At 58.4% G+C, this 24,450-nt stretch carries 20 protein-coding genes and 1 tRNA gene; 17 read left to right on the top strand and 4 right to left on the bottom strand.

Translation table 11 applies throughout. From position 1 onward, the window contains the following. Positions 1 to 58: 58 nt before the first annotated feature. The 3 genes from AAEZ08_RS11655 (at position 59) to AAEZ08_RS11645 (ending at position 4,144) form a co-directional block, all read left to right on the top strand. Positions 59 to 1,330, top strand: coding sequence for a YeaH/YhbH family protein (locus AAEZ08_RS11655; protein WP_003283518.1), 1,272 nt, complete (start codon positions 59 to 61; stop codon positions 1,328 to 1,330). A gap of 10 nt (positions 1,331 to 1,340) precedes the next feature. Then, positions 1,341 to 2,888, top strand: a complete 1,548-nt coding sequence (locus AAEZ08_RS11650; RefSeq protein ID WP_427703512.1) for a SpoVR family protein — start codon at positions 1,341 to 1,343, stop codon at positions 2,886 to 2,888. A gap of 86 nt (positions 2,889 to 2,974) precedes the next feature. After that, positions 2,975 to 4,144, top strand: coding sequence for a multifunctional CCA addition/repair protein (locus tag AAEZ08_RS11645; RefSeq protein ID WP_500124316.1), 1,170 nt, complete (start codon positions 2,975 to 2,977; stop codon positions 4,142 to 4,144). A 9-nt stretch (positions 4,145 to 4,153) separates the two neighbouring features. Here AAEZ08_RS11645 and folK read toward each other — a convergent pair whose 3' ends face one another. Together folK and folB are read right to left on the bottom strand one after the other, a co-directional pair. Next, positions 4,154 to 4,696, bottom strand: a complete 543-nt coding sequence (folK, locus tag AAEZ08_RS11640) for a 2-amino-4-hydroxy-6-hydroxymethyldihydropteridine diphosphokinase (RefSeq protein WP_500124315.1) — start codon at positions 4,694 to 4,696, stop codon at positions 4,154 to 4,156. Continuing rightward, entirely contained in the window at positions 4,687 to 5,040 is a 354-nt protein-coding gene (gene folB, locus AAEZ08_RS11635; protein WP_003283513.1) for a dihydroneopterin aldolase, read from the bottom strand. Before folB ends, folK begins: the two co-directional genes overlap by 10 nt. Before the next feature lie 74 nt (positions 5,041 to 5,114). On the opposite strand from folB, the gene plsY reads away from it, so the two are divergent. Then, entirely contained in the window at positions 5,115 to 5,684 is a 570-nt protein-coding gene (gene plsY / locus AAEZ08_RS11630) for a glycerol-3-phosphate 1-O-acyltransferase PlsY (RefSeq protein WP_500124314.1), read from the top strand. Positions 5,685 to 5,699: 15 nt separating this feature from the next. Here the strand turns inward: plsY and tsaD are convergent, their stop codons facing one another. Then, a complete protein-coding gene (tsaD, locus tag AAEZ08_RS11625) occupies positions 5,700 to 6,725 on the bottom strand; it encodes a tRNA (adenosine(37)-N6)-threonylcarbamoyltransferase complex transferase subunit TsaD (RefSeq protein ID WP_003283509.1) in 1,026 nt (341 codons plus the stop codon). Positions 6,726 to 6,922: 197 nt separating this feature from the next. Here tsaD and rpsU point away from each other — a divergent pair, with 197 nt between their 5' ends. From rpsU to AAEZ08_RS11600, 5 genes are all read left to right on the top strand, one after another. Further along, positions 6,923 to 7,138 (top strand): 30S ribosomal protein S21, encoded by a 216-nt coding sequence (rpsU, locus tag AAEZ08_RS11620; RefSeq protein WP_003283508.1) that lies wholly within the window; start codon positions 6,923 to 6,925, stop codon positions 7,136 to 7,138. Positions 7,139 to 7,276: 138 nt separating this feature from the next. Next, positions 7,277 to 9,217 carry a DNA primase gene (gene dnaG / locus AAEZ08_RS11615; protein WP_500124313.1) on the top strand — a complete coding sequence of 647 codons (1,941 nt, stop codon included), beginning with the start codon at positions 7,277 to 7,279 and terminating at the stop codon, positions 9,215 to 9,217. Between the two features lie 67 nt (positions 9,218 to 9,284). After that, entirely contained in the window at positions 9,285 to 11,138 is a 1,854-nt protein-coding gene (gene rpoD / locus AAEZ08_RS11610) for an RNA polymerase sigma factor RpoD (RefSeq protein WP_003283505.1), read from the top strand. 111 nt (positions 11,139 to 11,249) lie between these two features. Next, positions 11,250 to 11,326 (top strand) — tRNA-Ile (locus AAEZ08_RS11605). Between the two features lie 126 nt (positions 11,327 to 11,452). After that, on the top strand, positions 11,453 to 12,544 hold the full coding sequence (locus tag AAEZ08_RS11600) for a tyrosine-type recombinase/integrase (protein WP_474473228.1): 1,092 nt from the start codon (positions 11,453 to 11,455) through the stop codon (positions 12,542 to 12,544). Between the two features lie 114 nt (positions 12,545 to 12,658). Here AAEZ08_RS11600 and AAEZ08_RS11595 read toward each other — a convergent pair whose 3' ends face one another. Continuing rightward, on the bottom strand, positions 12,659 to 14,086 hold the full coding sequence (locus AAEZ08_RS11595; RefSeq protein ID WP_278620713.1) for a helix-turn-helix transcriptional regulator: 1,428 nt from the start codon (positions 14,084 to 14,086) through the stop codon (positions 12,659 to 12,661). Positions 14,087 to 14,174: 88 nt separating this feature from the next. On the opposite strand from AAEZ08_RS11595, the gene AAEZ08_RS11590 reads away from it, so the two are divergent. The 8 genes from AAEZ08_RS11590 to AAEZ08_RS11555 all read left to right on the top strand — a co-directional run bounded on the left by AAEZ08_RS11590 (position 14,175) and on the right by AAEZ08_RS11555 (position 24,414). Then, positions 14,175 to 14,393, top strand: a complete 219-nt coding sequence (locus AAEZ08_RS11590) for a DNA-binding protein (protein ID WP_278620712.1) — start codon at positions 14,175 to 14,177, stop codon at positions 14,391 to 14,393. Positions 14,394 to 14,476: 83 nt separating this feature from the next. Then, positions 14,477 to 15,307, top strand: coding sequence for a plasmid replication initiator TrfA (trfA, locus tag AAEZ08_RS11585; RefSeq protein WP_394355892.1), 831 nt, complete (start codon positions 14,477 to 14,479; stop codon positions 15,305 to 15,307). 865 nt (positions 15,308 to 16,172) lie between these two features. Next, a complete protein-coding gene (locus AAEZ08_RS11580; RefSeq protein WP_278621080.1) occupies positions 16,173 to 16,511 on the top strand; it encodes a hypothetical protein in 339 nt (112 codons plus the stop codon). Between the two features lie 150 nt (positions 16,512 to 16,661). After that, the gene (locus AAEZ08_RS11575; RefSeq protein WP_500124346.1) at positions 16,662 to 20,096 is read left to right on the top strand and encodes a class I SAM-dependent DNA methyltransferase; all 3,435 of its coding nucleotides are present in this window, start codon (positions 16,662 to 16,664) and stop codon (positions 20,094 to 20,096) included. A gap of 136 nt (positions 20,097 to 20,232) precedes the next feature. After that, a complete protein-coding gene (locus AAEZ08_RS11570; RefSeq protein ID WP_500124312.1) occupies positions 20,233 to 22,026 on the top strand; it encodes a GmrSD restriction endonuclease domain-containing protein in 1,794 nt (597 codons plus the stop codon). Between the two features lie 218 nt (positions 22,027 to 22,244). Next, positions 22,245 to 22,778: a MarR family transcriptional regulator gene (locus tag AAEZ08_RS11565; protein WP_341460794.1), complete on the top strand. Its 534-nt coding sequence runs from the start codon at positions 22,245 to 22,247 to the stop codon at positions 22,776 to 22,778. Then, complete coding sequence (locus tag AAEZ08_RS11560; RefSeq protein WP_278618419.1) at positions 22,768 to 23,493, top strand: nucleotidyl transferase AbiEii/AbiGii toxin family protein; 726 nt, start codon at positions 22,768 to 22,770, stop codon at positions 23,491 to 23,493. The genes AAEZ08_RS11565 and AAEZ08_RS11560 overlap by 11 nt, the downstream gene beginning before the upstream one ends. Positions 23,494 to 23,643: 150 nt before the next feature. After that, entirely contained in the window at positions 23,644 to 24,414 is a 771-nt protein-coding gene (locus tag AAEZ08_RS11555) for a nuclease-related domain-containing protein (protein WP_278618420.1), read from the top strand. Positions 24,415 to 24,450 lie beyond the last annotated feature (36 nt).

Genomic DNA, 24,450 nt, shown 5'->3' with positions numbered 1-24,450 from the left:
GGCATCGCGACTCGCTTCCAGCTTCAGGCATATGGTTTCAGCCTAGCCCGGAGGGCCTATGAGCTACGTGATCGATCGTCGCCTGAATGGCAAGAACAAGAGCACGGTGAACCGTCAACGGTTCCTGCAGCGATATCGTGGGCACATCAAGAAAGCGGTGGAGGAAGCTGTAGGCCGGCGCTCCATCACCGACATGGAACACGGCGAGCAGATCAGCATTCCAGGACGTGATATTGACGAGCCGGTGCTTCACCATGGCCGCGGCGGTCGCCAGACCATCGTCCACCCCGGCAACAAGGAGTTCGTCGCAGGCGAACGCATCCCCAGGCCGCAAGGTGGCGGCGGCGGGCAAGGCGCTGGCCAGGCCAGCAACAGCGGCGACGGCATGGACGACTTCGTATTCCAGATCACCCAGGAGGAATTCCTCGATTTCATGTTCGAGGACCTGGAGCTGCCCAATCTGGTCAAGCGTCACCTGACCGGCACCGATACCTTCAAGACGGTGCGCGCCGGCATCAGCAACGAGGGCAACCCGTCGCGCATCAACATCGTGCGCACGCTGCGCTCGGCCCATGCCCGACGCATCGCGCTGTCCGGCAGCAGCCGGTCCCAGCTGAGAGCGTTGAAGGCAGAGCTGGAGCGCTTGCGTCTGGAGGAACCGAATAACTTCGGCGACATCAAGGCCACGGAAGAGGAGATCGAGCGGCTCACTGCGCGGATCAAGCGCGTGCCGTTTCTCGACACCTTCGACCTGAAGTACAACCTGCTGGTCAAGCATCCCAACCCCAGCTCCAAGGCAGTGATGTTCTGCCTGATGGACGTTTCCGGCTCCATGACCCAGGCCACCAAGGATATCGCCAAGCGCTTCTTCATCCTGCTGTACCTTTTCCTCAAGCGGAACTACGACAAGATCGACGTGGTGTTCATCCGCCACCACACCAGTGCCAAGGAGGTCGACGAGGAGGAGTTCTTCTACTCGCGGGAAACTGGCGGCACCATCGTATCCAGCGCCCTGAAAATGATGCAGGAGATCATGGCCGAGCGTTACCCGGCCAACGAGTGGAACATCTACGCCGCGCAGGCTTCCGACGGCGACAACTGGAACGACGATTCGCCACTGTGCCGCGACATCCTGATCAACCAGATCATGCCGTTCGTGCAGTACTTCACCTACGTCGAAATCACCCCGCGCGAACACCAGGCGCTCTGGTACGAGTACAACCAAGTGGCAGAAGCCTTTTCCGACGCGTTCGCCCAACAGCAGTTGGTCAGCGCCGGAGACATCTACCCAGTGTTCCGCGAGCTTTTCCAGCGGCGCATGACCAGCTGAGGTGTGCAGCATGAAGCGACAGCCCATTTCCACCGGCTCGGAATGGACCTTCGACCTGATTCGGCAGTACGACCGCGAGATCGGCCGCATAGCCGAACGTTACGCGCTGGACACCTATCCGAACCAGATCGAGGTAATTACCGCCGAGCAGATGATGGACGCCTATGCCTCGGTCGGCATGCCGCTCGGTTACCACCACTGGTCCTACGGCAAGCAGTTCCTGCATACCGAAAAGCACTACACGCGCGGCCAGATGGGGCTGGCCTATGAGATCGTCATCAACTCCGACCCCTGCATCGCCTACCTCATGGAAGAAAACACCATGTGCATGCAGGCGCTGGTGATTGCCCACGCCAGTTACGGCCACAACAGCTTCTTCAAGGGCAACTACCTGTTCCGCACCTGGACCGACGCCAGCTCGATCATCGACTACCTGGTGTTCGCCAAGCAGTACATCATGCAGTGCGAGGAACGCCACGGCATCGATGCGGTGGAAGACCTGCTCGACTCCTGCCACGCGCTGATGAACTACGGCGTCGACCGCTACAAGCGCCCCTACCCGATTTCCGCCGAAGAAGAGCGGCGACGGCAGAAGGATCGCGAAGAGCACCTGCAACGACAGATCAACGACCTTTGGCGCACCATTCCCAAAGGCGCAGACAAGGGCGACGAGCTGGCAGACAACCAGCGCTTCCCGGCCGAGCCACAGGAAAACATCCTCTATTTCATCGAGAAACACGCCCCCCTGCTCGAGCCTTGGCAGCGCGAGGTGGTGCGCATCGTGCGCAAGATCGCGCAGTACTTTTATCCGCAGCGCCAGACCCAGGTGATGAACGAAGGCTGGGCGACGTTCTGGCACTACACACTGCTCAATGACCTGTATGACGAGGGCTTGGTCACCGACGGCTTCATGATGGAGTTCCTGCAGTCACACACCAGCGTGATCTACCAGCCGGGCTTCGACAGCCCCTACTACAGCGGCATAAACCCCTACACCCTGGGGTTCGCCATGTACCAGGACATCCGCCGAATCTGCGAACACCCAACTGAGGAGGACAAGCGCTGGTTCCCGGACATTGCCGGCAGCGACTGGCTGACGACCGTCAAATTCGCCATGAACAACTTCAAGGACGAGAGCTTCATCCTGCAGTTCCTCTCACCCAAGGTTATTCGCGACCTGAAGCTGTTCAGCATTCTCGACGACGATCGTAAGGATGAACTGCTGGTCCCGGCTATTCATGATGAAAGCGGCTACCACACCATTCGAGAGCTGCTGGCGGCGCAATACAACCTGGGCAACCGCGAGCCGAACGTGCAAGTCTGGAGCGTCGATCGTCGCGGCGATCGCTCACTGACCCTGCGCCATACCCAGCACGACCGCAAACCGTTGGGCGTTTCGACCGACGAGGTACTCAAGCACCTGCACCGGCTGTGGGGCTTCGACGTGCATCTGCAGTCAATGCAAGACGACAAACTGGTCAATACGCACCACATGCCACCACGGCCCAACAGCGAGGCGGAGGTCGATAACCGTTTTCCCGGCATGAACTTCGCCTGACAGCGGGCCGCAGCGGCCTTCGCACCAACCGTGCTGTAGCCTCAGCGCCGTTATCCTTTATCCTCCGCGCCAACGGAGGTGTGGACATGCAGATCTATAAAGTCGGCGGCGCGGTACGCGACCGCTTGTTGGGGCGCACGGTAAGCGAAGTGGACTGGCTGGTGGTTGGCGCCACGCCGGAAGAAATGCAGGCCCGCGGCTTCCGCCCGGTCGGCGCCGACTTCCCGGTATTCCTGCATCCGCAAACTGGCGAGGAATACGCCCTGGCGCGCACCGAGCGCAAAAGCGGTCGTGGCTATGGTGGCTTCACCTTCCATGCCAGCCCCGACGTCACGCTCGAAGAAGATCTGCAGCGCCGCGATCTCACCATCAATGCCATCGCCGAAGACGACCAGGGCCAGTTGATCGACCCCTACGGCGGGCGGCGCGACCTGCAAGCACGAGTGCTGCGCCACGTCTCACCGGCTTTCGCCGAAGACCCGCTGCGCGTGCTGCGCGTGGCGCGCTTCGCCGCACGCTACGCCGAACTGGGCTTCCGTATCGCCGATGAAACCCTTGAGCTGATGCGCCAACTGGCCCACTCCGGCGAGCTCTGCGCACTGACAGCAGAGCGCAGCTGGAAGGAGATTTCGCGCGCACTGATGGAGCCGCGCCCAGACGTATTCATCCAGGTGCTGCAGGATTGCGACGCGCTGACCGAGCTATTCCCAGAGCTGGGCGCGTCTTTCGTCACAGGGAACGCCGATGCTGAGCACCTGCTCGCCGCCCTGCGCCAATGCGCAACGCATCTACAGCCGTTACCCGTGCGCTGGGCCTGCCTGCTTCTCGGCTGCGAAACGGCGGACGATGGCCAACAGGCACGCCTGAGCGCTATCGATACGCTCAACCAACGCTGCAAAGCTCCAAGGGACTGCCAGGAGCTGGCAATGTTGCTCGGCAGGTATTACCGGGACGCGCTCAATGCCTGGACACTGACAGCCGATGCACTGCTCGACATGCTGCAGCACTTCGACATCTACCGCCGCCCGGAGCGGTTCGAGCAGTTCGTCTGCGCCTGCGCAATGGCGGCCTGGGCGAATGCTCCACGCTCACCATTCCCCCAAGCCGATTACCTGCGAGACGCTGCCATGACCGCCCGCGCGGTGGCGGTCAAACCGCTGCTGGATCAAGGATTCAAAGGCGCCGAACTGGGCGAGGCTCTCGCAGCTGCCCGGCTCGACGCCCTGCGCATCTACTGCCGACAGAACGCGAGATAGGTCGTGGGCTCAGGTGAAACGCGGGGGATGCTCGCCGATCAGCTCGGGCGGCGTGAGATCGGTGCCCCGCCACTGGAACGGCACCGGCCAGAGCTGCTGATCGATGGACGACTGCTCCCAGAGTTCGGCAAAGCACTGCCCAACTGCCGGATGCCGCAGTGCCGGGGCCAATAAGGCCAGCGGCCAGAGCACGAACGCGTTTTTCAGAATCTCCGCGCGCGGCAGCAGCAAGCCATCGAAATTGCCGACCAGATCGGCATACAGCAGCACGTCGATGTCCAGTGGCAACCCCTTGCGGTCAGGGGCGTAGCGGCCGTTATCCGCCTCGATGAACTTGAGCCGGCGGTCCAACTCGGTCAGCGGTAACTCGGTTTGGCCCGCCACCACCAGATTGTAGAAGTTATCACCCTTGTAACCCACCGCCAGGCTCTCGAATACCGGCGAGCAGCGCATGTCTTCCAGCAGCTCAGCCAGCGCATCAAGCCCGGCATGCAGATGATGGTCGCGCTGGGCATTGCTACCCAGGCCAAGTAGCACGGGAGTCAGCGACATCCGCGTTCGATCTCCACACCCAGCGCACGGGCCCGCGCATTCACCCCGGGTTTGGTCACCCGCAGGCGCAGCCAGACGATGCCGAACTCGCTCATCAGCTTTTGCGCCAGGCGCTCGGCAAAGGTTTCGACCAACTCGAAACGCGCTTCTGCGGCAAAGCGATCGATGGCGGCGGCAACCTGGGCGTAATCCAGCGCCTTGTCCAAATCGTCATGCTCGGCGGCCGGACGGATGTCCCAGCCCAGCGTCAGATCCAGATGCAGGCACTGCCTAATGCCCCGCTCCCAATCATAGGCGCCGATTACCGTATCCACTTCCAGGCCTTCGATGAAGACTGTGTCCACGCAACGTTCTCCTACGGCACGACAAGCTCGAAACGCGCCGTTAGACTCAAGGCTCCCTGCCCCGGATGGATTCCATGTTCTGGCTGCTGACATTGCTCGCGTACCTGATCGGCTCGCTGTCATTTGCCATACTGCTCAGCCGCCTGGCCGGGATGCCCGACCCGCGTGCCAGTGGCTCCGGCAATCCCGGCGCCACCAATATGCTTCGTCTGGCAGGCAAGCGTCTGGCGATCTGCACACTGTTCGGCGATCTGCTCAAGGGCTTGCTGCCCGTACTGCTGGCCGCATCGTTGGATATGTCGATCCAACAACAGACCTGGATCGGGCTAGCCGCCGTTTGCGGCCATCTCTACCCGCTGTATTTCCGCTTCCGTGGCGGCAAAGGCGTTGCAACGGCCGCCGGCACCTTGCTCGCGCTCTATCCGCCGGCCGCGCTACTGGCGATCGTTGCCTGGCTAGTCGTTTTCCGACTGACCCGCACCAGCTCACTGGCCGCCCTTATCGCCTTGCCGCTTTGCCTACCTCTACTGGCCTGGCAGCAACCGGGGGCTCTATTGCCGATGAGCCTGCTCGCCCTGCTGATCGTGTGGCGTCATCGCAGCAATGTGCGCGATCTGTTCGCCGGCCGGGAACGGCATTTCTGACCGCGTGAACGCTAATCAGATTGCCGGTAGCGTTTCCATAGACCAACGCGGCTGCACGGTGATCGCCGGACCGTCATGCTGACCGGCTAGCAGGCGCTGACAGCCAGCGTAGGCGATCATCGCGCCATTGTCGGTGCAGAAACGTGGCCGCGCATAGAAGACCTGGCCCTTGAGTTCGGCGAGCATTTTCTCCAGAGACTGACGCAACGACTGATTGGCGCTGACCCCTCCGGCGATGACCAGCGACTTCAGGCCCGTCTGCTTGAGCGCTCGGCGACACTTGATGGTCAGGGTTTCGACCACCGCTTGCTGGAATGCCAGCGCGATATCGCAACGAGTTTGCTCAGACTCGTCACCAGCTGCACGGCATTGCTGCCAGGTGTTTAGGGTGAACGTCTTCAAGCCGCTGAAACTGAAATCCAAACCCGGACGATCAGTCATGGGCCGCGGGAAAACGAAACGCCCCGGCGTGCCCCGCTCGGCCAGGAGAGCAATCTCCGGCCCGCCGGGATAACGCAAACCCATGAGTTTGGCGGTTTTGTCGAAAGCTTCACCGGCGGCATCATCCACCGACTCACCAAGTAGCTGGTATTGGCCAATGCCATCCACACGAACCAATTGCGTATGGCCGCCAGACACCAGCAAAGCGACGAACGGAAATGCCGGCGGCTGCGCCTCGAGCATCGGCGCCAGCAAATGGCCTTCCATATGATGAACGCCTACAGCCGGCACCCCCCAGGCTAACGCCAGCGCCTGGGCGCAGGACGCACCGACCAATAGTGCACCGACCAGGCCGGGGCCGGCCGTGTAGGCTACCGCATCGATCTGGCTAGCCTCGCGCCCAGCCTCGCCCAGCACCTGCCGGATCAACGGCAGCATGCGCTTGACGTGATCGCGGGAGGCCAGCTCAGGCACCACGCCACCATAAACGCGATGCAAATCGATCTGACTGAACAGCGCGTCCGCCAGCAAACCCTGCTCGCTGTCATACAACGCGACGCCGGTTTCATCACATGAAGTTTCCAGCCCTAGCACCAGCATGGGCACGACCCTTTCAAAGAAGCGAATGAAGCCGCGCATATTAATCGCCGGGGCCAGCGACCGACCAGCGCTTTTCGCTCAGGGGGCTTTGCATTCCACGCGGCAAGGCGTTAACATCCGCAACCCTTAAAACCAGCGTGCTCGCGATATTTGCCGAAGCGCGTTGTAACCGGTAAACAAGTGAAGGTACGTCCTGGATGCCCAACGTTAAAGTCAAAGAGAACGAACCATTCGACGTAGCTCTGCGTCGCTTCAAGCGTTCTTGCGAAAAGGCCGGTGTTCTGGCCGAAGTCCGCAGCCGTGAGTTCTACGAGAAGCCCACTGCCGAGCGCAAGCGTAAAGCTGCTGCCGCAGTCAAGCGTCACGCTAAGAAAGTGCAGCGCGAGCAGCGCCGCAGCGTTCGCCTGTACTAATCAAGTACAGCTGACGCCGCATCAAGCCCGGCTTAGGCCGGGCTTTGCATTGCATGCATACTCCGCTTCGCCAGCCGGCGAAAGGCCGGAGTTTTTTCATTTCCGGCCCATGCAATGCGAGCGTAATCTGACACCCCTATGGCCGGTTTGATCCCCCAATCCTTCATCGATGATCTGCTCAACCGCTCCGACATCGTCGAGGTGGTCGGCTCGCGCATCCAGCTGAAAAAGGCTGGTAAGAACTACAGCGCCCTCTGCCCTTTCCACAAGGAAAAGACGCCCTCGTTCAGCGTGAGCCCCGACAAGCAGTTCTACTACTGTTTTGGCTGTGGTGCCGGCGGCAATGCGCTCGGCTTCGTCATGGACCACGACCAGCTGGATTTCCCCCAGGCAGTCGAGGACCTGGCCAAGCGCGCCGGCATGGAAGTCCCCCACGAGGACAGCGGCCGCAAGCACAAGCCACGGCAACCCGTCGACTCGCCGCTCTACCCGCTGCTGGCCGCCGCCGCTGAGTATTATCGCCACGCCCTAAAGAGCCACTCGACCCGCAAGTCGGCAGTGGAGTACCTCAAAGGCCGCGGCTTATCCGGGGTGATCGCGAGGGATTTCGGCCTGGGCTTCGCCCCACCCGGCTGGGACAACCTGATGAAGCATCTCGGCGGCGACGCATTGCAGCAAAAAGCTCTGATCGACGCCGGCCTGCTGATCGAGAACGCCGAGAACGGCAAACGCTACGACCGCTTCCGAGACCGCGTGATGTTCCCTATCCGCGACAGTCGCGGACGGGTGATCGCCTTTGGCGGCCGGGTGCTGGGCGACGACAAGCCAAAGTACCTGAACTCGCCGGAAACCCCAGTCTTTCACAAAGGCCAGGAACTCTACGGCCTTTATGAGGCTCGCCAGGCAAACCGCGATCTCGACGAAATAATGGTGGTCGAGGGCTACATGGATGTAATCGCCCTGGCCCAGCAAGGCTTGCGCAACGCCGTCGCCACCCTCGGCACCGCAACCAGCGAAGAACACCTCAAGCGGTTATTTCGCATAGTGCCGAGCGTACTGTTCTGCTTCGATGGCGACGCGGCCGGACGCAAGGCCGCCTGGCGCGCACTCGAAGCGACGCTGCCAAATCTGCAGGACGGCCGCCGAGCACGCTTTCTGTTTCTGCCAGACGGCGAAGACCCGGACACCCTGGTTCGCGCCGAGGGCACCGACGCATTTCGCGCACGCATCCAGCAGCATTCGCAGCCTCTGGCTGACTACTTTTTCCAGCAACTGAGCGACGAAGCCGATCCGCGCTCACTGGAAGGCAAAGCCCACTTGGCCACGCTTGCAGCGCCGCTTATCGAAAAAATTCCAGGCGCCAACCTGCGCGCATTGATGCGCCAACGCCTCGCTGAGATCACCGGCCTTAACGGCGAGGCACTGCAGCATATGGCGGCTGCGCCGGCCACCGCACCCAGCAGTACGACTGAATACGACGACTCAGCTTATTACGACACGGGTTCGCACCACGCCGAAGCCGACTACTTCCAACCGCCAGAAGCGCCCAAGCCACAACGCGGCGGCAAAAAGGAATGGAAGAAAGACTGGAAAAAATCCGGGCAGCGACCAGACTTCACCCCTCGCGGGCCGCGTACGCCTGCCACCGTCGAGCCGCCGGCTCTGACCACATTACGCACCCTGCTGCACCATCCGGAACTGGCCCAGAAAGTAGAAGATGTCAGCCATTTCGCAGCAGAAGACGACACCTACGCCCAATTGCTGGTAGCACTGCTCGGCGCACTGCAGAAGAATCCCAAGCTGCGCAGCCTGCAGCTGATCGCCCGCTGGCATGGCACGGATCAGGGTCGACTTTTACGTGCACTTGCCGAGAAAGAATGGCTGATCTCTGCCGATAACCTTGAACAGCAGTTTTTCGACACCATTAATAGCCTTGCCGCCAGACAGCGGGAACGGCGCCTCGAAAGCCTGCTACGCAAGGCTCGGCAAGGTGAACTCAGCGCGGAGGAAAAAGATCAGCTGCGTAACCTATTGAGCCGTAACGCAATACCCGCTACACCGACCTCAACTGGCGCCTGAGGTCCTAGCTCGGCTATAATGCTCAGCTTGTTTTCAGCCCGCCAGAACCTTCAGTGGATAGGGTTATATGTCCGGAAAAGCGCAACAGCAATCTCGCCTCAAAGAGTTGATCCAGCGTGGTCGTGAGCAGGGTTACCTGACTTACGCCGAGGTCAACGACCACCTACCGGAGGATATTTCCGATCCGGAACAGGTGGAAGACATCATTCGCATGATCAACGACATGGGCATCAATGTATTCGAGGTTGCCCCGGATGCCGATGCCCTGTTGTTGGCCGAAGCCGATACCGATGAAGCCGCTGCCGAGGAGGCCGCGGCCGCACTCGCTGCGGTCGAAACCGACATCGGTCGCACCACCGACCCTGTGCGCATGTATATGCGTGAAATGGGCACCGTCGAATTGCTGACCCGCGAAGGCGAGATCGAAATCGCCAAACGCATCGAGGAAGGCATTCGTGAGGTGATGAGCGCTATCGCTCACTTCCCCGGCACCGTCGACAGCATCCTCGCAGATTACGAGCGTGTAACGACCGAAGGTGGCCGCCTGTCCGACATCCTCAGTGGTTACATCGACCCTGACGATGATGGTGCCGCAGGTCCTCAGGAAGTCGAACCCGAAGCCCCGAAGGCCCCTGCGAAAGCGGCGACCGACGACAAGGACGACGAGGAAGAGGACGACTCCGACAGTGAAGAGGAAGAAGGCGACGGCGGTCCGGATCCGGAAGTTGCACGCCTGCGTTTCGGCGCAGTTGCAGAACAACTGGAAAAGGCCAACAAGGCGCTGAAAAAACATGGCCGCGCCAGCCAACAGGCGGTCGAGGAACTCGAAGCCCTCGCCATCCTGTTCATGCCGATCAAGCTCGTACCCAAGCAGTACGATGCACTGGTCGAGCGTGTACGCAACGCCCTGAACCAGATCCGTATTCAGGAACGCGCCATCATGCAGCTGTGCGTGCGTGATGCCCGCATGCCGCGCGCCGACTTCCTGCGTCAGTTCCCGAACAACGAGATCAACCTCGACTGGGCTGACCAGCTGGCAAGTGGCAAAGGCAAGTACGCCGAAGCTATCGGCAATCGCAAGGAGGACATTCAACGCTGCCAGCAGAAGCTGATCGAGCTGCAGCAGGAATGCAACCTGGCAATTGCCGACATCAAGGACATCAATCGCCGCATGTCCATTGGTGAGGCCAAGGCCCGCCGGGCGAAGAAAGAGATGGTCGAGGCCAACCTGCGCCTGGTCATCTCCATTGCCAAGAAGTACACCAACCGCGGCCTGCAATTCCTCGATCTGATTCAGGAAGGCAACATCGGCCTGATGAAAGCGGTGGACAAGTTCGAATACCGTCGCGGTTACAAGTTTTCGACCTACGCCACCTGGTGGATTCGCCAGGCGATCACTCGCTCCATTGCCGACCAGGCGCGGACCATCCGTATCCCGGTGCACATGATCGAGACGATCAACAAGCTCAACCGCATCTCCCGTCAGATGCTGCAGGAAATGGGTCGCGAACCCACACCTGAGGAGCTTGGCGAGCGCATGGAAATGCCCGAGGACAAGATCCGTAAGGTACTGAAGATCGCTAAAGAACCGATCTCCATGGAAACGCCAATCGGTGACGACGAAGACTCGCACCTGGGTGATTTCATCGAAGACTCGGCCATGCAATCGCCGATCGACGTAGCCACCGTGGAAAGCCTCAAGGAAGCGACTCGCGAAGTACTATCCGGCCTCACAGCTCGTGAAGCCAAGGTACTGCGCATGCGCTTCGGCATCGACATGAACACCGACCACACCCTCGAGGAAGTCGGCAAACAGTTCGATGTCACCCGTGAACGGATCCGCCAGATAGAAGCCAAGGCGCTGCGCAAGCTGCGCCACCCGACGAGAAGCGAGCACTTGCGCTCCTTCCTCGACGAGTAGGACCAGAACCCCCGGCATGCCGGGGGTTCTTTTTTCTGCAACATCACGCTCAAGCAGTCACCTTCGATTGGCGCAGCCGCTACACGCCGGTATAATCCGCCGGCCTTCTGGGGGCCTATAGCTCAGTTGGTTAGAGCAGAGGACTCATAATCCTTTGGTCCACGGTTCGAGTCCGTGTGGGCCCACCACCTTCAAAGCCGCGCACTGCGCGGCTTTTTCATATCTGCGAGAAAAACAGCTTTACCAGTCCTATAGTCCAAAGGTACAAATTCAGTACAGTGCCGGTACAGCGGTACGCTTTGGGACTAGGAAAAATGGCCACCATCGTCAAAACGGATGCCGGCACTTGGAAGGCTCTGGTGCGCAAAACCGGCTGGCCGACTAACACCAAAACCTTCCGCACCAAGCGCGATGCCGAAGACTGGGCGCGCCGCACCGAAGACGAAATGGTCAGGGGCGTGTACATCCAACGCAGCGGCTCCGAGCGCATGACTTTGGAAATGGCGTTGAAACGCTACCTCAGCGAAATCAGCCCCACCAAGAAGCCGACCACCCAGCGCGCCGAAGCCACCAAAGCCCAACAGCTGATCAGCCACCTGGGCAAATACTCCATGGCCGCCCTCTCCGCTGAAATCATCGCCGGCTACCGCGACACGCGCCTGGCCTCGATCACTAATCGCGGCAAGCCCACCAGCAACAACACCGTGCGCTTGGAGCTAGCCCTGCTCAGCCACCTGTTCACCGTGGCGATTCAGGAGTGGGGCCTGGGTCTCAGCTTCAATCCGGTGCTGAACATCCGCAAACCAAGCCCCGGCGAAGGCCGTGACCGGCGCTTGTCTGCAGAAGAAGAACGCCGCCTGCTGACAGCGGTAAACAATCACAGCAACCCTATGCTTGGCTGGATCGTCCGCATCGCACTGGAAACCGGCATGCGCTCATCAGAGATCACATCCCTGCGCAGGCATCAGGTCGACATGAAAAAGCGCGTGGTGCGCCTTTCCGACACCAAGAACGATACTGCACGCACCGTACCACTCAGCAAATGGGCCACAGAGACCTTCCAGGCGGCGCTGAACAACCCCGTGCGCCCCATTGACTGCGACCTGGTGTTCTTTGGCGAACCGGGTAAGAACGGCAAGCGCGGCCCCTACGCCTTCACCAAGACCTGGGGTTTGCTGAAAACCAAGCTCGGCATGCCCGACCTGCGCTTTCACGATCTGCGCCATGAAGCAGTCAGCCGGCTAGTCGAGGGCGGTCTGTCTGACCAGGAGGTATCAGCCATCAGCGGCCACAAGTCGATGCAGATGCTGAAGCGCTACACACACCTGAGAGCTGAAGATCTTGTAGGGAAGCTGGATAAGCTAATGATGGATCGTTCCGAGCCACCTAAAGCCAGCAAGCAGTAACCGTTGAAGCGCGCCATCTTCACTGCGTCGCCAGCCGGACTCAGAAAGCACCGAGACCACTACAACAATCCAGCCACTGTTACCCCGGCTGAAAATCCGCCGGAGCAACAGCGGCTACGATGATATTTGCGGCTTATTCATCACAAGACGGACAAGTCCATCAACAGTGGCTTTGCTAAGACCTACAGCCCTAGCAGTTTCCGCAACAGAAAACCCTTTATCAACACTTTCAATTATCAGCGCCCGAGTCGAATCCGGAATCTGCGCTTCACCTGTCAATGGATTGAGATAGCTGCCGACCTGGTGATTCTTTACCAGTACCTCCAAGCTTTTCTTTGCTTTTGATATTGCCTGCCGGGAAACACCCAAACGCCGAGCCATTTCCGACTGGCTCAGGCCTTCCTGACGCATCTGCCAAACCTTTTCACGCAACCCCATAGCCGGAGACGCTTTAGGCGCAATTGCATGTAACCGGGAATGAACTTGCTCGTATGCTACTTTCCTACGCTCTTGCACATCCGCAGAGGCTGGCAGCGGTAAATTCAGTGCGAATTCCGAATTGGCCCACCCTTTTAATACTTCCAAGTGATGATGAAACGCGGCTTTGTAGCGTAAGTCCGCATGATATTTAGCTGAGCCCGGTTTATGTATAGAGCAGTAACGGCGACTTAAATTGCCAGCCCTGATTCTCTCAATATCAAAGCGCCCGAGAATTCTCGAAATCTTCGCCTGATCCTGCCGGGATATTTCAGCATCAACCCCAGTCAGCTGCAGCCCATATTTTAGCCTGTGAAGAAACGAAGTAAGACTTATACGATCAGCACAATCGAGACCACAATTTGTAAAAGTCATTTTAATTTCCCTGGCCTCTTGCTCATCAAGCTCCCTGAGACGAATAGACCTCATACTTTCACGCCAACAAAGCTCGCAGTAGGCCATCGTTTGTGGGCGTGTTCGCGCATCTGCCAACGTGTCTAAGTCTAAAAGTGCCTTGGTCGCTTTAGGCCTAAAATGCCTGAATAAACGGAATAGCTCGCGCACCGACTCAAGAACACCACAAAGACTTTCGCCATCAACCGAAGGCCTTCCTGATGAATCCAGTAAACTTCGAATAGCAAACCTTAGGTTGGCATCCCAGCACTCAAGATTCATCAACTGCCATTCAATCTCAGGCATGTTCGCAGGCTTAATCGTTAGCTCGGCTTCCAGCTGTTCTGCGCGCAGATCAGCATAGCCATTCTCTCCGGCAGCCATCCTTGGCTCGGGCCGTATTGCTGGGGGCACTTTTGCCATCTCGGACAGCCGATCACAGGCCAGCAACTCACGAGACCAATCACTCTGGCAGCTCTCAACCGCCCGCTTAAATGCTTTATCAAGGTGGCATCTAACCTTCGGCCAGATCGAAAAACGTCGAGAGGTGAGGCTTGAAGAGGGAGACAGCCCTGCAATCACGGCCTGAAAGCCTAGCCTGAAATCCTCTGGACAACGCGGATCACAGGGGAACAGGGGCAACAGCTCGTTGAAGTAATCGGCGTCAGGCATGTCAACCTAGAAGTTAAAAATACTTAACTTATTCTAGGCGTAGTTATTCGTAATGTTCCACCCACATTACCCATGCGGGGACAGGAACATGACAACTGAAGAACTCATTTTGACCAGCAACGGCGGCTCACCCCTGCTTTCTCTCCCTCAGGTTGCTGAGATCCTTCACCGCAGCCCAGAAGGTTTGCGCATCACTCTCTCGGGAGACAATGACCTCGCACGCAGGCTGAAACCCTGCAGGATAAAAATTGGACGACGCGTCTATTTTCGCGTTACCGGTATCGCCCGCTTTATCGATGAGGCATGAGGTAGGCCTTGTCTACCTTAGCTGCACTTGCGCGACTAGGAGAGTCAATCTCCAACCGGCAGCCACCAGCACCACAAGAGCGCATGGTGCGCATGGAGCGGAACGACTCATGCCTACCAGACTGGCCTGACACGCAACGAGGCGTGCCAAATATCACGCTACGCTCGGCACTTTTCAGTTCAAGCCGTTCAAACAGATACCTTGAACGAGCGGAGATCTTCGCCCAGAGCCCTGCACACATAAGGTACACCGGTCAAAGGCTTAATCAGACAGATCAAGACGCATGGATCACACTCCTGCATCTGGCTCGAAACGGTCACTTGGGCAATCACATAAGGACTAGCGCGTATTCACTGCTTAAGCTGCAAGGCAAGAGCGATACAGGTGCTAATCGCAACAAGCTGTACAAGTGCCTATCCAGACTGAAAGCAACCGCAATTGAGGTAAACGACTCCCGGTACTCATATACCGGTAGCTTGATAGACGCCATTTACCGGGACGAATCCACGCATGAACTGGTAGTGCTACTCAACCCGAAGCTATGCAACCTATTTGGCAAAGAAGGCTTCACACGCATCGACTGGTGCATCCGTCGAGCTCTTACTAACAAGCCACTGGCGCAGTGGTTACATGGGTATTACGCCAGCCATGCAGCGCCATATCCCATATCTGTTCATACGCTGATGCAGCTGGCTGGCAGCAATGACACCACCGCCTCAAGCGCTGAGCAGAATCTACGTCGCGCGCTGGACTCCCTTGTGGTGGCGCACACCAAGCACCGAAAGCCCTTCAGCTATCGAATCCACAACGGAAAAGTGCACATTCAGCAAAGCCCAAGCCGCAGCCAAAGCCGTCACATAGAGAAAAAATCAGGCCCTGCGAAGCCCCCAAAACCATACCGTTGCATTGGCTAGCGAGTACCGTTGCATTGACTAGGTTTTACCGTTGCATTGGCTAGAAAATACCGTTGCATTGGCTATTTTATCCACAGGCAAAATCCTCTGCAGCCCCAGTACTGCAAGGGTTTCAGAAAAATATTGTTCGCGCCTAATCTTCTTTAATCCTATTTAATCATGAGAAACCAGCGCGCCAAGGCGCTGAACAACAGCCCGAGCACCAGGATTTCACAATACCTCTGCGCTCAGTTTCTCGCCTGTTGCGCGCTTGCACATGCACCCTCGATCATCGAGATTGTTGCTTTGCTGTTGCTTTGCTGTTGCTTTGCTGTTGCTTTGCTGTTGCTTTGCTGTTGTCTGTTGTTACTTTTCTGTCTTCTACCTGTTCTTCAGCTGTCTTTTTTCAGTCTTCTGACTGTCTCTTTTTGGTCTTTTCCCTGCACCTTCTGACCACCTAATTGATTTGCATCAAAGCTGAGTGATTTCAGCATTATTTCTGGATGATTCATGCATCATTCCTGCCTAATAAATGCATGATCTGCTTCTTTCTTGCTATCGAATTGCTACTGAGCTGCTATTCAGCTGCTACCTGATTGCTACTTTTGAGCTACCTCTGCCAACGGACAAGCCGTTGGGGATTACACAGACCCTCTTGATAGAGTTCCACTTAAAAACCGAGGTGTTCTGGGGATGTTGGCGGCCCTTAAAACACAGCTTTTTTGCTATACACCATACGCACCTTGCAGGCGCACTCAAGGCATTGATTTTAATAGGTTTTTCGACAAGCAAGCCATTTAAGCTGTATTGCAAGGCGACTACACACCAAGCTGGAGCCCCCATTCTACGAGGGGGTGGCTGTACACGGAGGCGACTACGGAGCGATATGAGACTAGCGGACGCAATACCACTCCGCCTGACGGTGGAAAAACGAGAGCTGTACGAGGCCCAAGCGATGGCAGCAGAGCTACCGCTGAGCACCTACCTACGCAACCGGCTGGAGCGCGAAGACGCCGTCATGGATGAGTTGCAGATGCTCAGGCGAGTAGTCGAGCGGATGAAAGATCAAGCACCAGGAGATTCCCAACACAGAAACGGCCTGCAAGGAATGGATGGGGTACTACTGGAAATGTTGCTGACCTTGCGACAACTGGCAGGCGCTAAAAACGACCTAGCGCAGAAGGAAATCGCACGCCAGGGCTATGAAGTATGGAGCGCAAAGTGAGCGAATTACTTACGTTCAGGCACCAAGCAATGCACTGAGGCTGATAGGCCGCATCACAACGCACAGCACCGCCTCCCCACCATGATTTGCACCGAATGGCGAGCACTCCGTTAGAATCCAAGCCTTTCTCGTAGTCGGAGCAATGCCGTGATGGAACACCTGGACACCTTCCTGGCCCGCTGGCAAAAGGCCGGTGGTACTGAGCGCGCCAACTACCAGTTGTTCCTCACCGAGCTGTGCAGCCTGTTGGGCCTGCCACTGCCGGAGCCGGCTGGCGACGACACCCGCGATAACGCCTACGTGTTCGAGCGCCGCGTGGTCATCAACCAGCCGGATGGCAGCAGCAACAACGGCTTTATCGACCTCTACAAGCGCGGCAGCTTCGTGCTGGAGGCCAAACAAACCGGCAAGACCCTGGACAGCTCCGGCTGGGACAAGGCCATGCTCAAGGCCCACAACCAGGCCGACCAGTACGCCCGTGCCCTGCCCGCCGAAGAAGGTCGCCCGCCGTTCATCTTGGTCGTGGACGTAGGCCGCAACATCGAGCTGTATGCCGAGTTCAGCCGCTCCGGTGCCACCTACACGCCCTACCCGGATGCCCTCAACCATCGCATCCGCCTGGAAGACCTGCGTAAGGAAGACGTTCGCGAACGCTTGCGCGCCGTCTGGCTTGATCCGCTCTCACTCGACCCGTCCCGCCGCTCGGCCCGCGTCACCCGCGAAATCGCCGATCAGCTGGCCAAACTGGCCAAGTCGCTGGAGGCCGATGGCCATCCCCCGCAACTGGTCGCCAGCTTCCTGATGCGCGCCCTGTTCACTATGTTCGCCGAGGATGTGGGCCTGCTCCCCGAGCGCGGTTTTACCGAGCTGCTGCAACGCCTGAAGAACAAGCCGGACACCTTCGCGCCGATGCTCGAACACCTCTGGCAGACCATGAACAGCGGCGGCTTCTCGCCGATCCTGGAAAGCACCCTGCTCAAGTTCAACGGCGGCCTGTTCGCCGAAGCCCAGGCTATTGCTCTCGACCGCGACCAGATGGAGCTGCTGCTCAAGGCCTCCGAGGCCGATTGGCGTTATGTCGAACCGGCCATCTTCGGCACCCTGCTGGAGCGCGCGCTCAACCCCCGCGAGCGCCACAAGCTCGGCGCCCACTACACGCCCCGCGCCTATGTCGAGCGCCTGGTACTGCCCACCGTCATCGAGCCGTTGCGCGCCGAGTGGAAGGAAGTGCAGGTTGCCGCGCTCACCTATGAAGGCCAGGGCAAGCACAAGGAGGCCGTCGCCGAGATCCGCGCTTTTCACCGCCATCTGTGCGACGTGCGCGTACTCGATCCGGCCTGCGGCAGCGGCAACTTCCTTTACGTCACCCTGGAGCACATGAAGCGCCTGGAGGGCGAAGTGCTCAACCTGCTGCACGACTTGGGCGAATCACAGGGCCTTCTGGAACTGGAAGGCGTCACCGTCGACCCGCACCAGTTCCTCGGCCTGGAAATCAACCCACGCGCCGCCCGCATCGCCGAAATGGTGCTGTGGATCGGCTACCTGCAATGGCACTTCCGCACCCACGGCAAGGTCAACCCGCCCGAGCCGGTACTGCGTGACTTCCACAATATCGAACACCGCGATGCACTGATTGCCTATGAAGCCGTGGAGCTGCTGCGCGACGAAAGCGGCAAGCCCATCACCCGCTGGGATGGCATTACCACCAAGACCAGCCCGATTACCGGCGAACAAGTGCCGGATGAATCGGCGCAGGTCGAGCAGTACATCTACCGCAACCCGCGCAAAGCCGAGTGGCCGCAGGCCGACTATATCGTAGGGAATCCGCCGTTTATTGGTAACAAGCGGATGCGGACGGCGCTGGGCGACGGCTATGTCGATGCTGTACGTGGCACTTGGCTGGAGGTGCCGGAGTCTGCGGACTTCGTCATGTACTGGTGGCATATCGCTGCTGAAACGGTGCGTACCAGCCAGGTCAAACGTTTCGGATTCATTACGACGAACTCCATTTCGCAAACATTCAATCGATCCGTAATACAAAACGCTCTAGATAGAGGGATTGGGCTGCGGTTCGTGATACCTGATCACCCATGGGTCGACAGCTCCGATGGAGCGCAAGTGCGGGTTGCAATGAGCGTCGCCGATGCCTCTCAGGATTCGGGTAGGCTTTTGCTTTCAAAGCGTGAATATGCCTCCGATGAAGACGCAGTGGACGTACGTTTTGATGTCGACGATGGGGTGATTTTCGCCGACCTAACTATTGGAGTTGATACGTCAGCACTAATTACTTTGAAAGCAAACACGGGATTAGCGTGTCCGGGAGTCCAGCTCTCTGGGCAGGGCTTTTTAGTCGACGCTAGCGCAATGCATACATTCCAAGTTTCAACGAGCACCAAGCTGATAAAGCGGTACATAACTGGCCGCGACCTGGCTCAAACCATGCGGGTTCAGTACGTTATCGATACCTTTGGCGTTCCGCTTGACGACTTGAAGCAGAATTTCCCAGATGCTTTTCAGTGGCTTTACGACCGAGTAAAACCCGAACGAGACAAGAACCCACGCGAAAAATACCGCCGCGACTGGTGGATTCATGCAGAACCAAGAGGGCGGTTTCGAGGAGCTCTTGCTGGGCTCGCCCGAATCGCGGTGACTTCTCGGACATCTAGGCATAGGGTTTTCCAGTTCCTTGAAGCATCTTTTCTGCCGGAAACGAAGGTGCTGGTCTTGGGGTTTGACGACGCTTTTCAGCTCGGCGTGCTGTCCTCGCGCCTTCATGTTTGTTTCGCAAATCGTGTTGGGGGTTGGTTGGGGGTAGGAAATGACTCGACGTACAACCACTCAGACTGCCTCGAAAAATTTGCCTTCCCATCTGCAAGTCCCGAGCAGCAAAAAACTATCCGAGATCTAGCCGAACGCCTCGACGCCCACCGCAAACGCCAACAGGCCCAGCACCCCGAGCTGACCCTGACCGGCATGTACAACGTGCTGGAAAAGCTGCGTGCCGGCGAGCCGCTGACCGCCAAAGACAAGACCATCCACGAGCAAGGCTTGGTCTCCTTGCTGCGCGAGCTGCACGACGAGCTGGATCGCGCCGTGTTCGCCGCCTATGGCTGGGATGATCTGGCCGCACAACTGGTCGGCAAACCCGGCGCCACTACGCCGCTGCCGGACAAGCCCGAGGCCCAGGCCGAAGCCGAGGAAGAACTGCTGCGCCGCCTGGTAGCCCTCAACGCCGAACGCGCTGCCGAGGAAGCTCGCGGCCTGGTGCGCTGGCTGCGCCCCGAGTACCAAAACCCGAGCGCCGCCGTCGCGCCGGAGCAACGCGAAGCCGAGCTGGACGACACAACGGATTTCGAATCCGCCCCGGCCGCCGCAGCCGCCACCGGCAAACTCACCTGGCCCAAGCAAATGCGCGAACAGGTTGCTGCCGTACGCCACGCACTCAGCCAAAGCCCACTACCCGCCGACGCCCTCGCCGCTCAGTTCAAGCGCTCACCCAAGGTCGCCGTTCAGGCTGTACTGGATGCCCTGGAAGAACTGGGCATGGTGCAGCAGGCAGACAACAGCTATCGCTTGGCAAGCTGAGTTAGATGCGCAACACACCCACATGCATCAGAGCCTTGAGCACAATCGGCTCATAATGTGAGCCGAATAGCGCACCCTATTCGGCTCACTGGGACGTACTAAACCTGGCAAATAGCCCGTAAAGGACAACTCGCGTATGACCACCTTCGACAGCACCAAGTTACCGTTGAAAGACATTCTCAGGGACGTAGTAGAGGGCAAGATTCAGCTACCCGACTTTCAACGCGGCTGGGTGTGGGATGACGAACATGTGCGCAGCTTGCTCGTCAGCTTGGGGCGCTCTTTCCCCGTAGGTGCGGTGATGCTCCTGGAGACAGGTGGCCCGGTTAGGTTTCAGGTACGCCCCGTGGAGAACGTGCCCAAGGACAAGCTAGCCGCACCAGAGCGTTTGATTCTCGATGGCCAACAGCGACTGACCACGCTTACCCAGGTGTTAAAACTTTCTGGCCCGGTGCAAACCCGCACCGAGAAGGGAAAGCCCATTGAGCGCTATTACTACATCCACATCCCGACCGCCCTTGCCGGCACAGACCGCCTCGACGACGCCATCATCGCGGTGGACGCGAGCCGTCAGCAGCGCAGCGATTTTGGCCGTAAGGTCGATCTGGACTTGTCGACGCGCGAGCTTGAGTGTCAGCAGCTGTACTTCCCCTGCAGTGAAATTTTCGAAGCCATGAACTGGCTGCAAGACCTCTATAAATTCAACCCAGACGGGGTACAGGATTTTTTCAATTTCAAGACGGCAGTACTCGACGCCTACAACGAATATCAAATCCCGTTGATCGTACTGAAAAAGGAAACCAGCAAAGAAGCGGTCTGCCTCGTCTTTGAAAAGGTCAATACCGGCGGTGTGCCGCTGTCCGTATTCGAGCTGATCACTGCCAGCTATGCAGCTGATGGCTACAACCTGCGCGACGATTGGTTCGGCAGCGAAGAACGCCAAGTCATCTCACGACAGCAAAAGCTGGCGAAGGAACCACTGCTGTCTGCTGTGGAAAGCACAGACTTTTTACAGACAATCACCCTTCTGCATACCTTGGAAAAACGCCGCGCAGACTTGAATGAGGGTAAAAGCGGCAAGGCCGTTTCACCCGTCAGCGCGAAGCGCGCGTCTGTCCTGGAGCTGCCACTTACTGCCTACCTAGAATGGGCTACGCCGGTAGAACAAGGGTTTATTCGAGCTGCAAAATTCCTGCGCCAGGAATGCCTTACTGCGGTACGGGATCTGCCCTATAGAACCCAACTTCCGCCACTCGCAGCTGTGATGGCGATGATTGGTGATAACGAGCGCTGGCGTGAACCGCGCATCTATCAAAAGCTTGCGCGCTGGTATTGGTGCGGCGTTCTTGGCGAGCTTTATGGCGGCGCAGTTGAGACTCGTATCGCCAATGATGTGGAAGAGCTGCTCAACTGGATTGAGGCTGATGCTGAGCCACCCCGCACGATCAGTGATGCGACGTTCCAGATAGACCGCCTGGCATCACTCAGCTCGCGCCTCAGCGCCGCTTACAAAGGTATCAACGTGCTTGTGCTACGCGAGGGCGCAAAGGATTTCTTCTGGAAGGCCAATATCCGCGACTTGGAAGCAGATGAAGTCGCCCTGGATATTCACCATATTTTCCCGCGTGACTGGTGTGAAAAGCAGGGTATTGCCTCGCGTCTTTATGACTCGATCATCAACAAGACACCTATCTCCTACAAAGCCAATCGCATGATTGGCGGCGCCGCGCCATCACAGTATCTGAGCAAGCTTCAAGCCCACGAACAGGTTCAGCTGGACGACATAGAAATGAATGCGCTTCTGGCGAGTCACTGCATTCCGGTTGAGGCACTGCGCGCCGATGATTTCGCGGCCTTTTACGAGCTCAGGCAAAAAGAACTGTTACTGCTGATCGAGAAGACCATGGGCAAACAGACTGCGGCTGAATAAGTTGGGCTTTGCAGCATAGGATTTTGAGGCGAGCCTAACGTGACACCGACCAGACCGATGCTGCGCATGGGGCGTTTTCAAGAGCTTTTAGGCCACTATTGCCGGTCGCTTAGTTGAGCTGCATTGACAGGTGAGCTGTCCGACCCACAAACTGTCCTTAGTCCATGGACAGTGGACGGAGAGCGACTGCGATGATGAAAGGCCAAGACATAGTGTTAATGCTCAAGCTGGTTAGCTTGGCAAACCAGCACCCCAAGCCCGAGCAAGCGGCCGAGCACTTCTCCATGCGTGCGCTGGGGCAGTCCACCGGCATCAGCAAGTCCGAAGTCAGCAATGCGCTTAACCGCTGCATTGCAGCCGGGCTCGCCAAGCTCGGGCGTAACAACGCACTGCCACAGGTCAACACCCGTGCCCTCAACGAATTTCTCGCCCACGGTTTGAAATACGTGTTCCCGGTACGGCCCGGCCCTATCGTACGAGGCCTGGCCACCGCACATGCCGCACCAGTACTGGCGGGTAAGCTGCTGTCCGGTGGTGAGCACATCTATGTCTGGGAGGATGCACTGGGCAGCGACATGGGCCAAAGCATCGAGCCCTTGTTCAAAAGCGTGCCCAATGCCGTGCGCCAGGATGAAGCGCTGTACGCCATGCTCGCCCTGGTGGACGCCATCCGACTCGGTAATGAGCGCGAGGCCAGCCTGGCCAAAACCCTGCTAACGCAACAACTGCGAGGCGAACCCGATGGCAGCTGAATGGCGCATGCAGGAGCAGATGCTGCAAACCGTGGCCGATGCACTGGGGCCAGACTTACTCCGTGAGGTCGCCTTTGTCGGCGGCTGCACCACCGCGCTGCTGATCACCGATGCCTTCGCCCGCGAGGCTGTACGCTTCACCGAAGATGTCGACGTGATCGTCCACGTGCTTGGTTATGGCAACTGGCAACGCTTGCTGACTGAGCTGCGGCAGCGCGGCTTTCGCGAGTCTCCCGAAGACGACATCATCTGCCGGCTGCGCTTGCCCAACGCACTGATCGGCCGTGATCTGCTGGTCGACTTCATGCCCGACGACGAAGCCATCCTCAACTTCACCAACCGCTGGTACCGCGACGCCCTGCAAACTGCCGCAGACCATGCACTGCCCTCTGGCACGCTGATCCGCGTTGTCACCCCCAGCTACTTTCTAGCGACCAAGCTGGAAGCCTATCGGGGTCGCGGCCACAACGACCCTCTGGGCAGTCGTGATATTGAAGACATCCTGGCGGTGATAGACGGCCGCGATAGCCTGCACGCCGAACTGGCTGAGGCCCAGCTCGCCCTACAACACTACATCGCCAATGCCATCAACGCCCTGCTCGCCCATCGCGACTTCGCCTACGCCGTGCAATCCTCCGCCCGTCAGCAACCGGCACGCGAAGAACTCATTTTTCAGCGCCTGGAAGCCATCGCCGCACTTCCAGCAGCTCAGTAACGAAAACCACCCTATCCATCAGCATGTCTCAATGACTTAGAGCCATTCAGGCGTGAAATGTCCGAGCTATAAGCGCTACTGAATACGTTCGTCCATTTGCGCTTACTTTCGGTACTATCCGGTTAACTCAGGATTACCCAGGGACAGGAAATGGACTTCACCCCTATCATCGCGCAGGTCTGGGGCACGCTGGGCTGGGTTATCCCGCTGATGCTGCTGATCGGCCTGCTCAAGTCGCCTTGGGCCAAGGGCCACATCGGCGAACTCCTGGTGCGGCTGTTTGCCCATTGGCAGCTGGACAAGCAGACCTACCGCCGCCTGCACAATGTCACCCTGAACACGCCAGACGGCACCACGCAGATCGACCACGTATTCCTCTCACCCTACGGCATCTTCGTGCTGGAAACGAAGAACATGAGCGGCTGGATCTTCGGCAGCGAGAAGCAGGCGCAGTGGACGCAGAAGCTCTACAAACGCACCTTCAAATTCCAGAACCCGCTGCGGCAGAACTACAAACACCTCAAAGCCCTGGAAGCCACCCTTGGCGTTAACCCCGAGCACCTGCACTCGGTCATCACCTTTGTCGGCGGCAGCACCTTCAAAACCGAAGTGCCGGCCAACGTCACCCAGGGCATCGGTTTTATCCGCTGTATCAAGTCATTCCAGCAGCCGGTATTTAGCGCGGCCGAAGTCGACGCCATGCTACACACCCTGCAAACCGGCCGCCGCGCCCCCACACTCGCCACCCACCGAGAGCACGTGCAAAACCTCAAGCGCCGGAGCGATCCGACAGCCGAGCGGCAATGCCCGAAATGTGGCAGCGCACTGCTGATTCGTACCGTGAAGTCTGGCCCGAAAGCGGGGCAACAGTTCTGGGGCTGCTCGGCGTTTCCCAAGTGCCGAACGATACAGAGCGTTTGAAATGCATGTGAGAACAGGAAATCGTGGTCTGTCCCC

Origin of the sequence: Pseudomonas sp. E45-MNA-CIBAN-0222 (assembly GCF_040310405.1) — a bacterium.
In the GTDB taxonomy this organism is placed as follows: Bacteria; Pseudomonadota; Gammaproteobacteria; order Pseudomonadales; family Pseudomonadaceae; genus Stutzerimonas; species Stutzerimonas stutzeri_AC.
The sequence above is the reverse complement of the archived record's forward strand: the minus strand, read 5'-3'. Positions and strand labels throughout refer to the sequence as shown.

Bases quoted from the DNA above. Each gene is read 5' to 3' on its own strand.
- AAEZ08_RS11565 (WP_341460794.1), top strand. From the start codon at position 22,245: ATGCTCAAGCTGGTTAGCTTGGCAAACCAGCACCCCAAGCCCGAGCAA.
- AAEZ08_RS11590 (WP_278620712.1), top strand. From the start codon at position 14,175: ATGACAACTGAAGAACTCATTTTGACCAGCAACGGCGGCTCACCCCTG.
- AAEZ08_RS11555 (WP_278618420.1), top strand. From the start codon at position 23,644: ATGGACTTCACCCCTATCATCGCGCAGGTCTGGGGCACGCTGGGCTGG.
- rpoD (WP_003283505.1), top strand. From the start codon at position 9,285: ATGTCCGGAAAAGCGCAACAGCAATCTCGCCTCAAAGAGTTGATCCAG.
- AAEZ08_RS11570 (WP_500124312.1), top strand. From the start codon at position 20,233: ATGACCACCTTCGACAGCACCAAGTTACCGTTGAAAGACATTCTCAGG.
- AAEZ08_RS11560 (WP_278618419.1), top strand. From the start codon at position 22,768: ATGGCAGCTGAATGGCGCATGCAGGAGCAGATGCTGCAAACCGTGGCC.
- rpsU (WP_003283508.1), top strand. From the start codon at position 6,923: ATGCCCAACGTTAAAGTCAAAGAGAACGAACCATTCGACGTAGCTCTG.
- AAEZ08_RS11575 (WP_500124346.1), top strand. From the start codon at position 16,662: ATGGAACACCTGGACACCTTCCTGGCCCGCTGGCAAAAGGCCGGTGGT.
- AAEZ08_RS11595 (WP_278620713.1), bottom strand. From the start codon at position 14,086: ATGCCTGACGCCGATTACTTCAACGAGCTGTTGCCCCTGTTCCCCTGT.
- plsY (WP_500124314.1), top strand. From the start codon at position 5,115: ATGTTCTGGCTGCTGACATTGCTCGCGTACCTGATCGGCTCGCTGTCA.
- dnaG (WP_500124313.1), top strand. From the start codon at position 7,277: ATGGCCGGTTTGATCCCCCAATCCTTCATCGATGATCTGCTCAACCGC.
- tsaD (WP_003283509.1), bottom strand. From the start codon at position 6,725: ATGCTGGTGCTAGGGCTGGAAACTTCATGTGATGAAACCGGCGTCGCG.
- AAEZ08_RS11645 (WP_500124316.1), top strand. From the start codon at position 2,975: ATGCAGATCTATAAAGTCGGCGGCGCGGTACGCGACCGCTTGTTGGGG.
- folK (WP_500124315.1), bottom strand. From the start codon at position 4,696: ATGTCGCTGACTCCCGTGCTACTTGGCCTGGGTAGCAATGCCCAGCGC.
- AAEZ08_RS11600 (WP_474473228.1), top strand. From the start codon at position 11,453: ATGGCCACCATCGTCAAAACGGATGCCGGCACTTGGAAGGCTCTGGTG.
- AAEZ08_RS11580 (WP_278621080.1), top strand. From the start codon at position 16,173: ATGAGACTAGCGGACGCAATACCACTCCGCCTGACGGTGGAAAAACGA.
- AAEZ08_RS11655 (WP_003283518.1), top strand. From the start codon at position 59: ATGAGCTACGTGATCGATCGTCGCCTGAATGGCAAGAACAAGAGCACG.
- AAEZ08_RS11650 (WP_427703512.1), top strand. From the start codon at position 1,341: ATGAAGCGACAGCCCATTTCCACCGGCTCGGAATGGACCTTCGACCTG.
- trfA (WP_394355892.1), top strand. From the start codon at position 14,477: ATGGTGCGCATGGAGCGGAACGACTCATGCCTACCAGACTGGCCTGAC.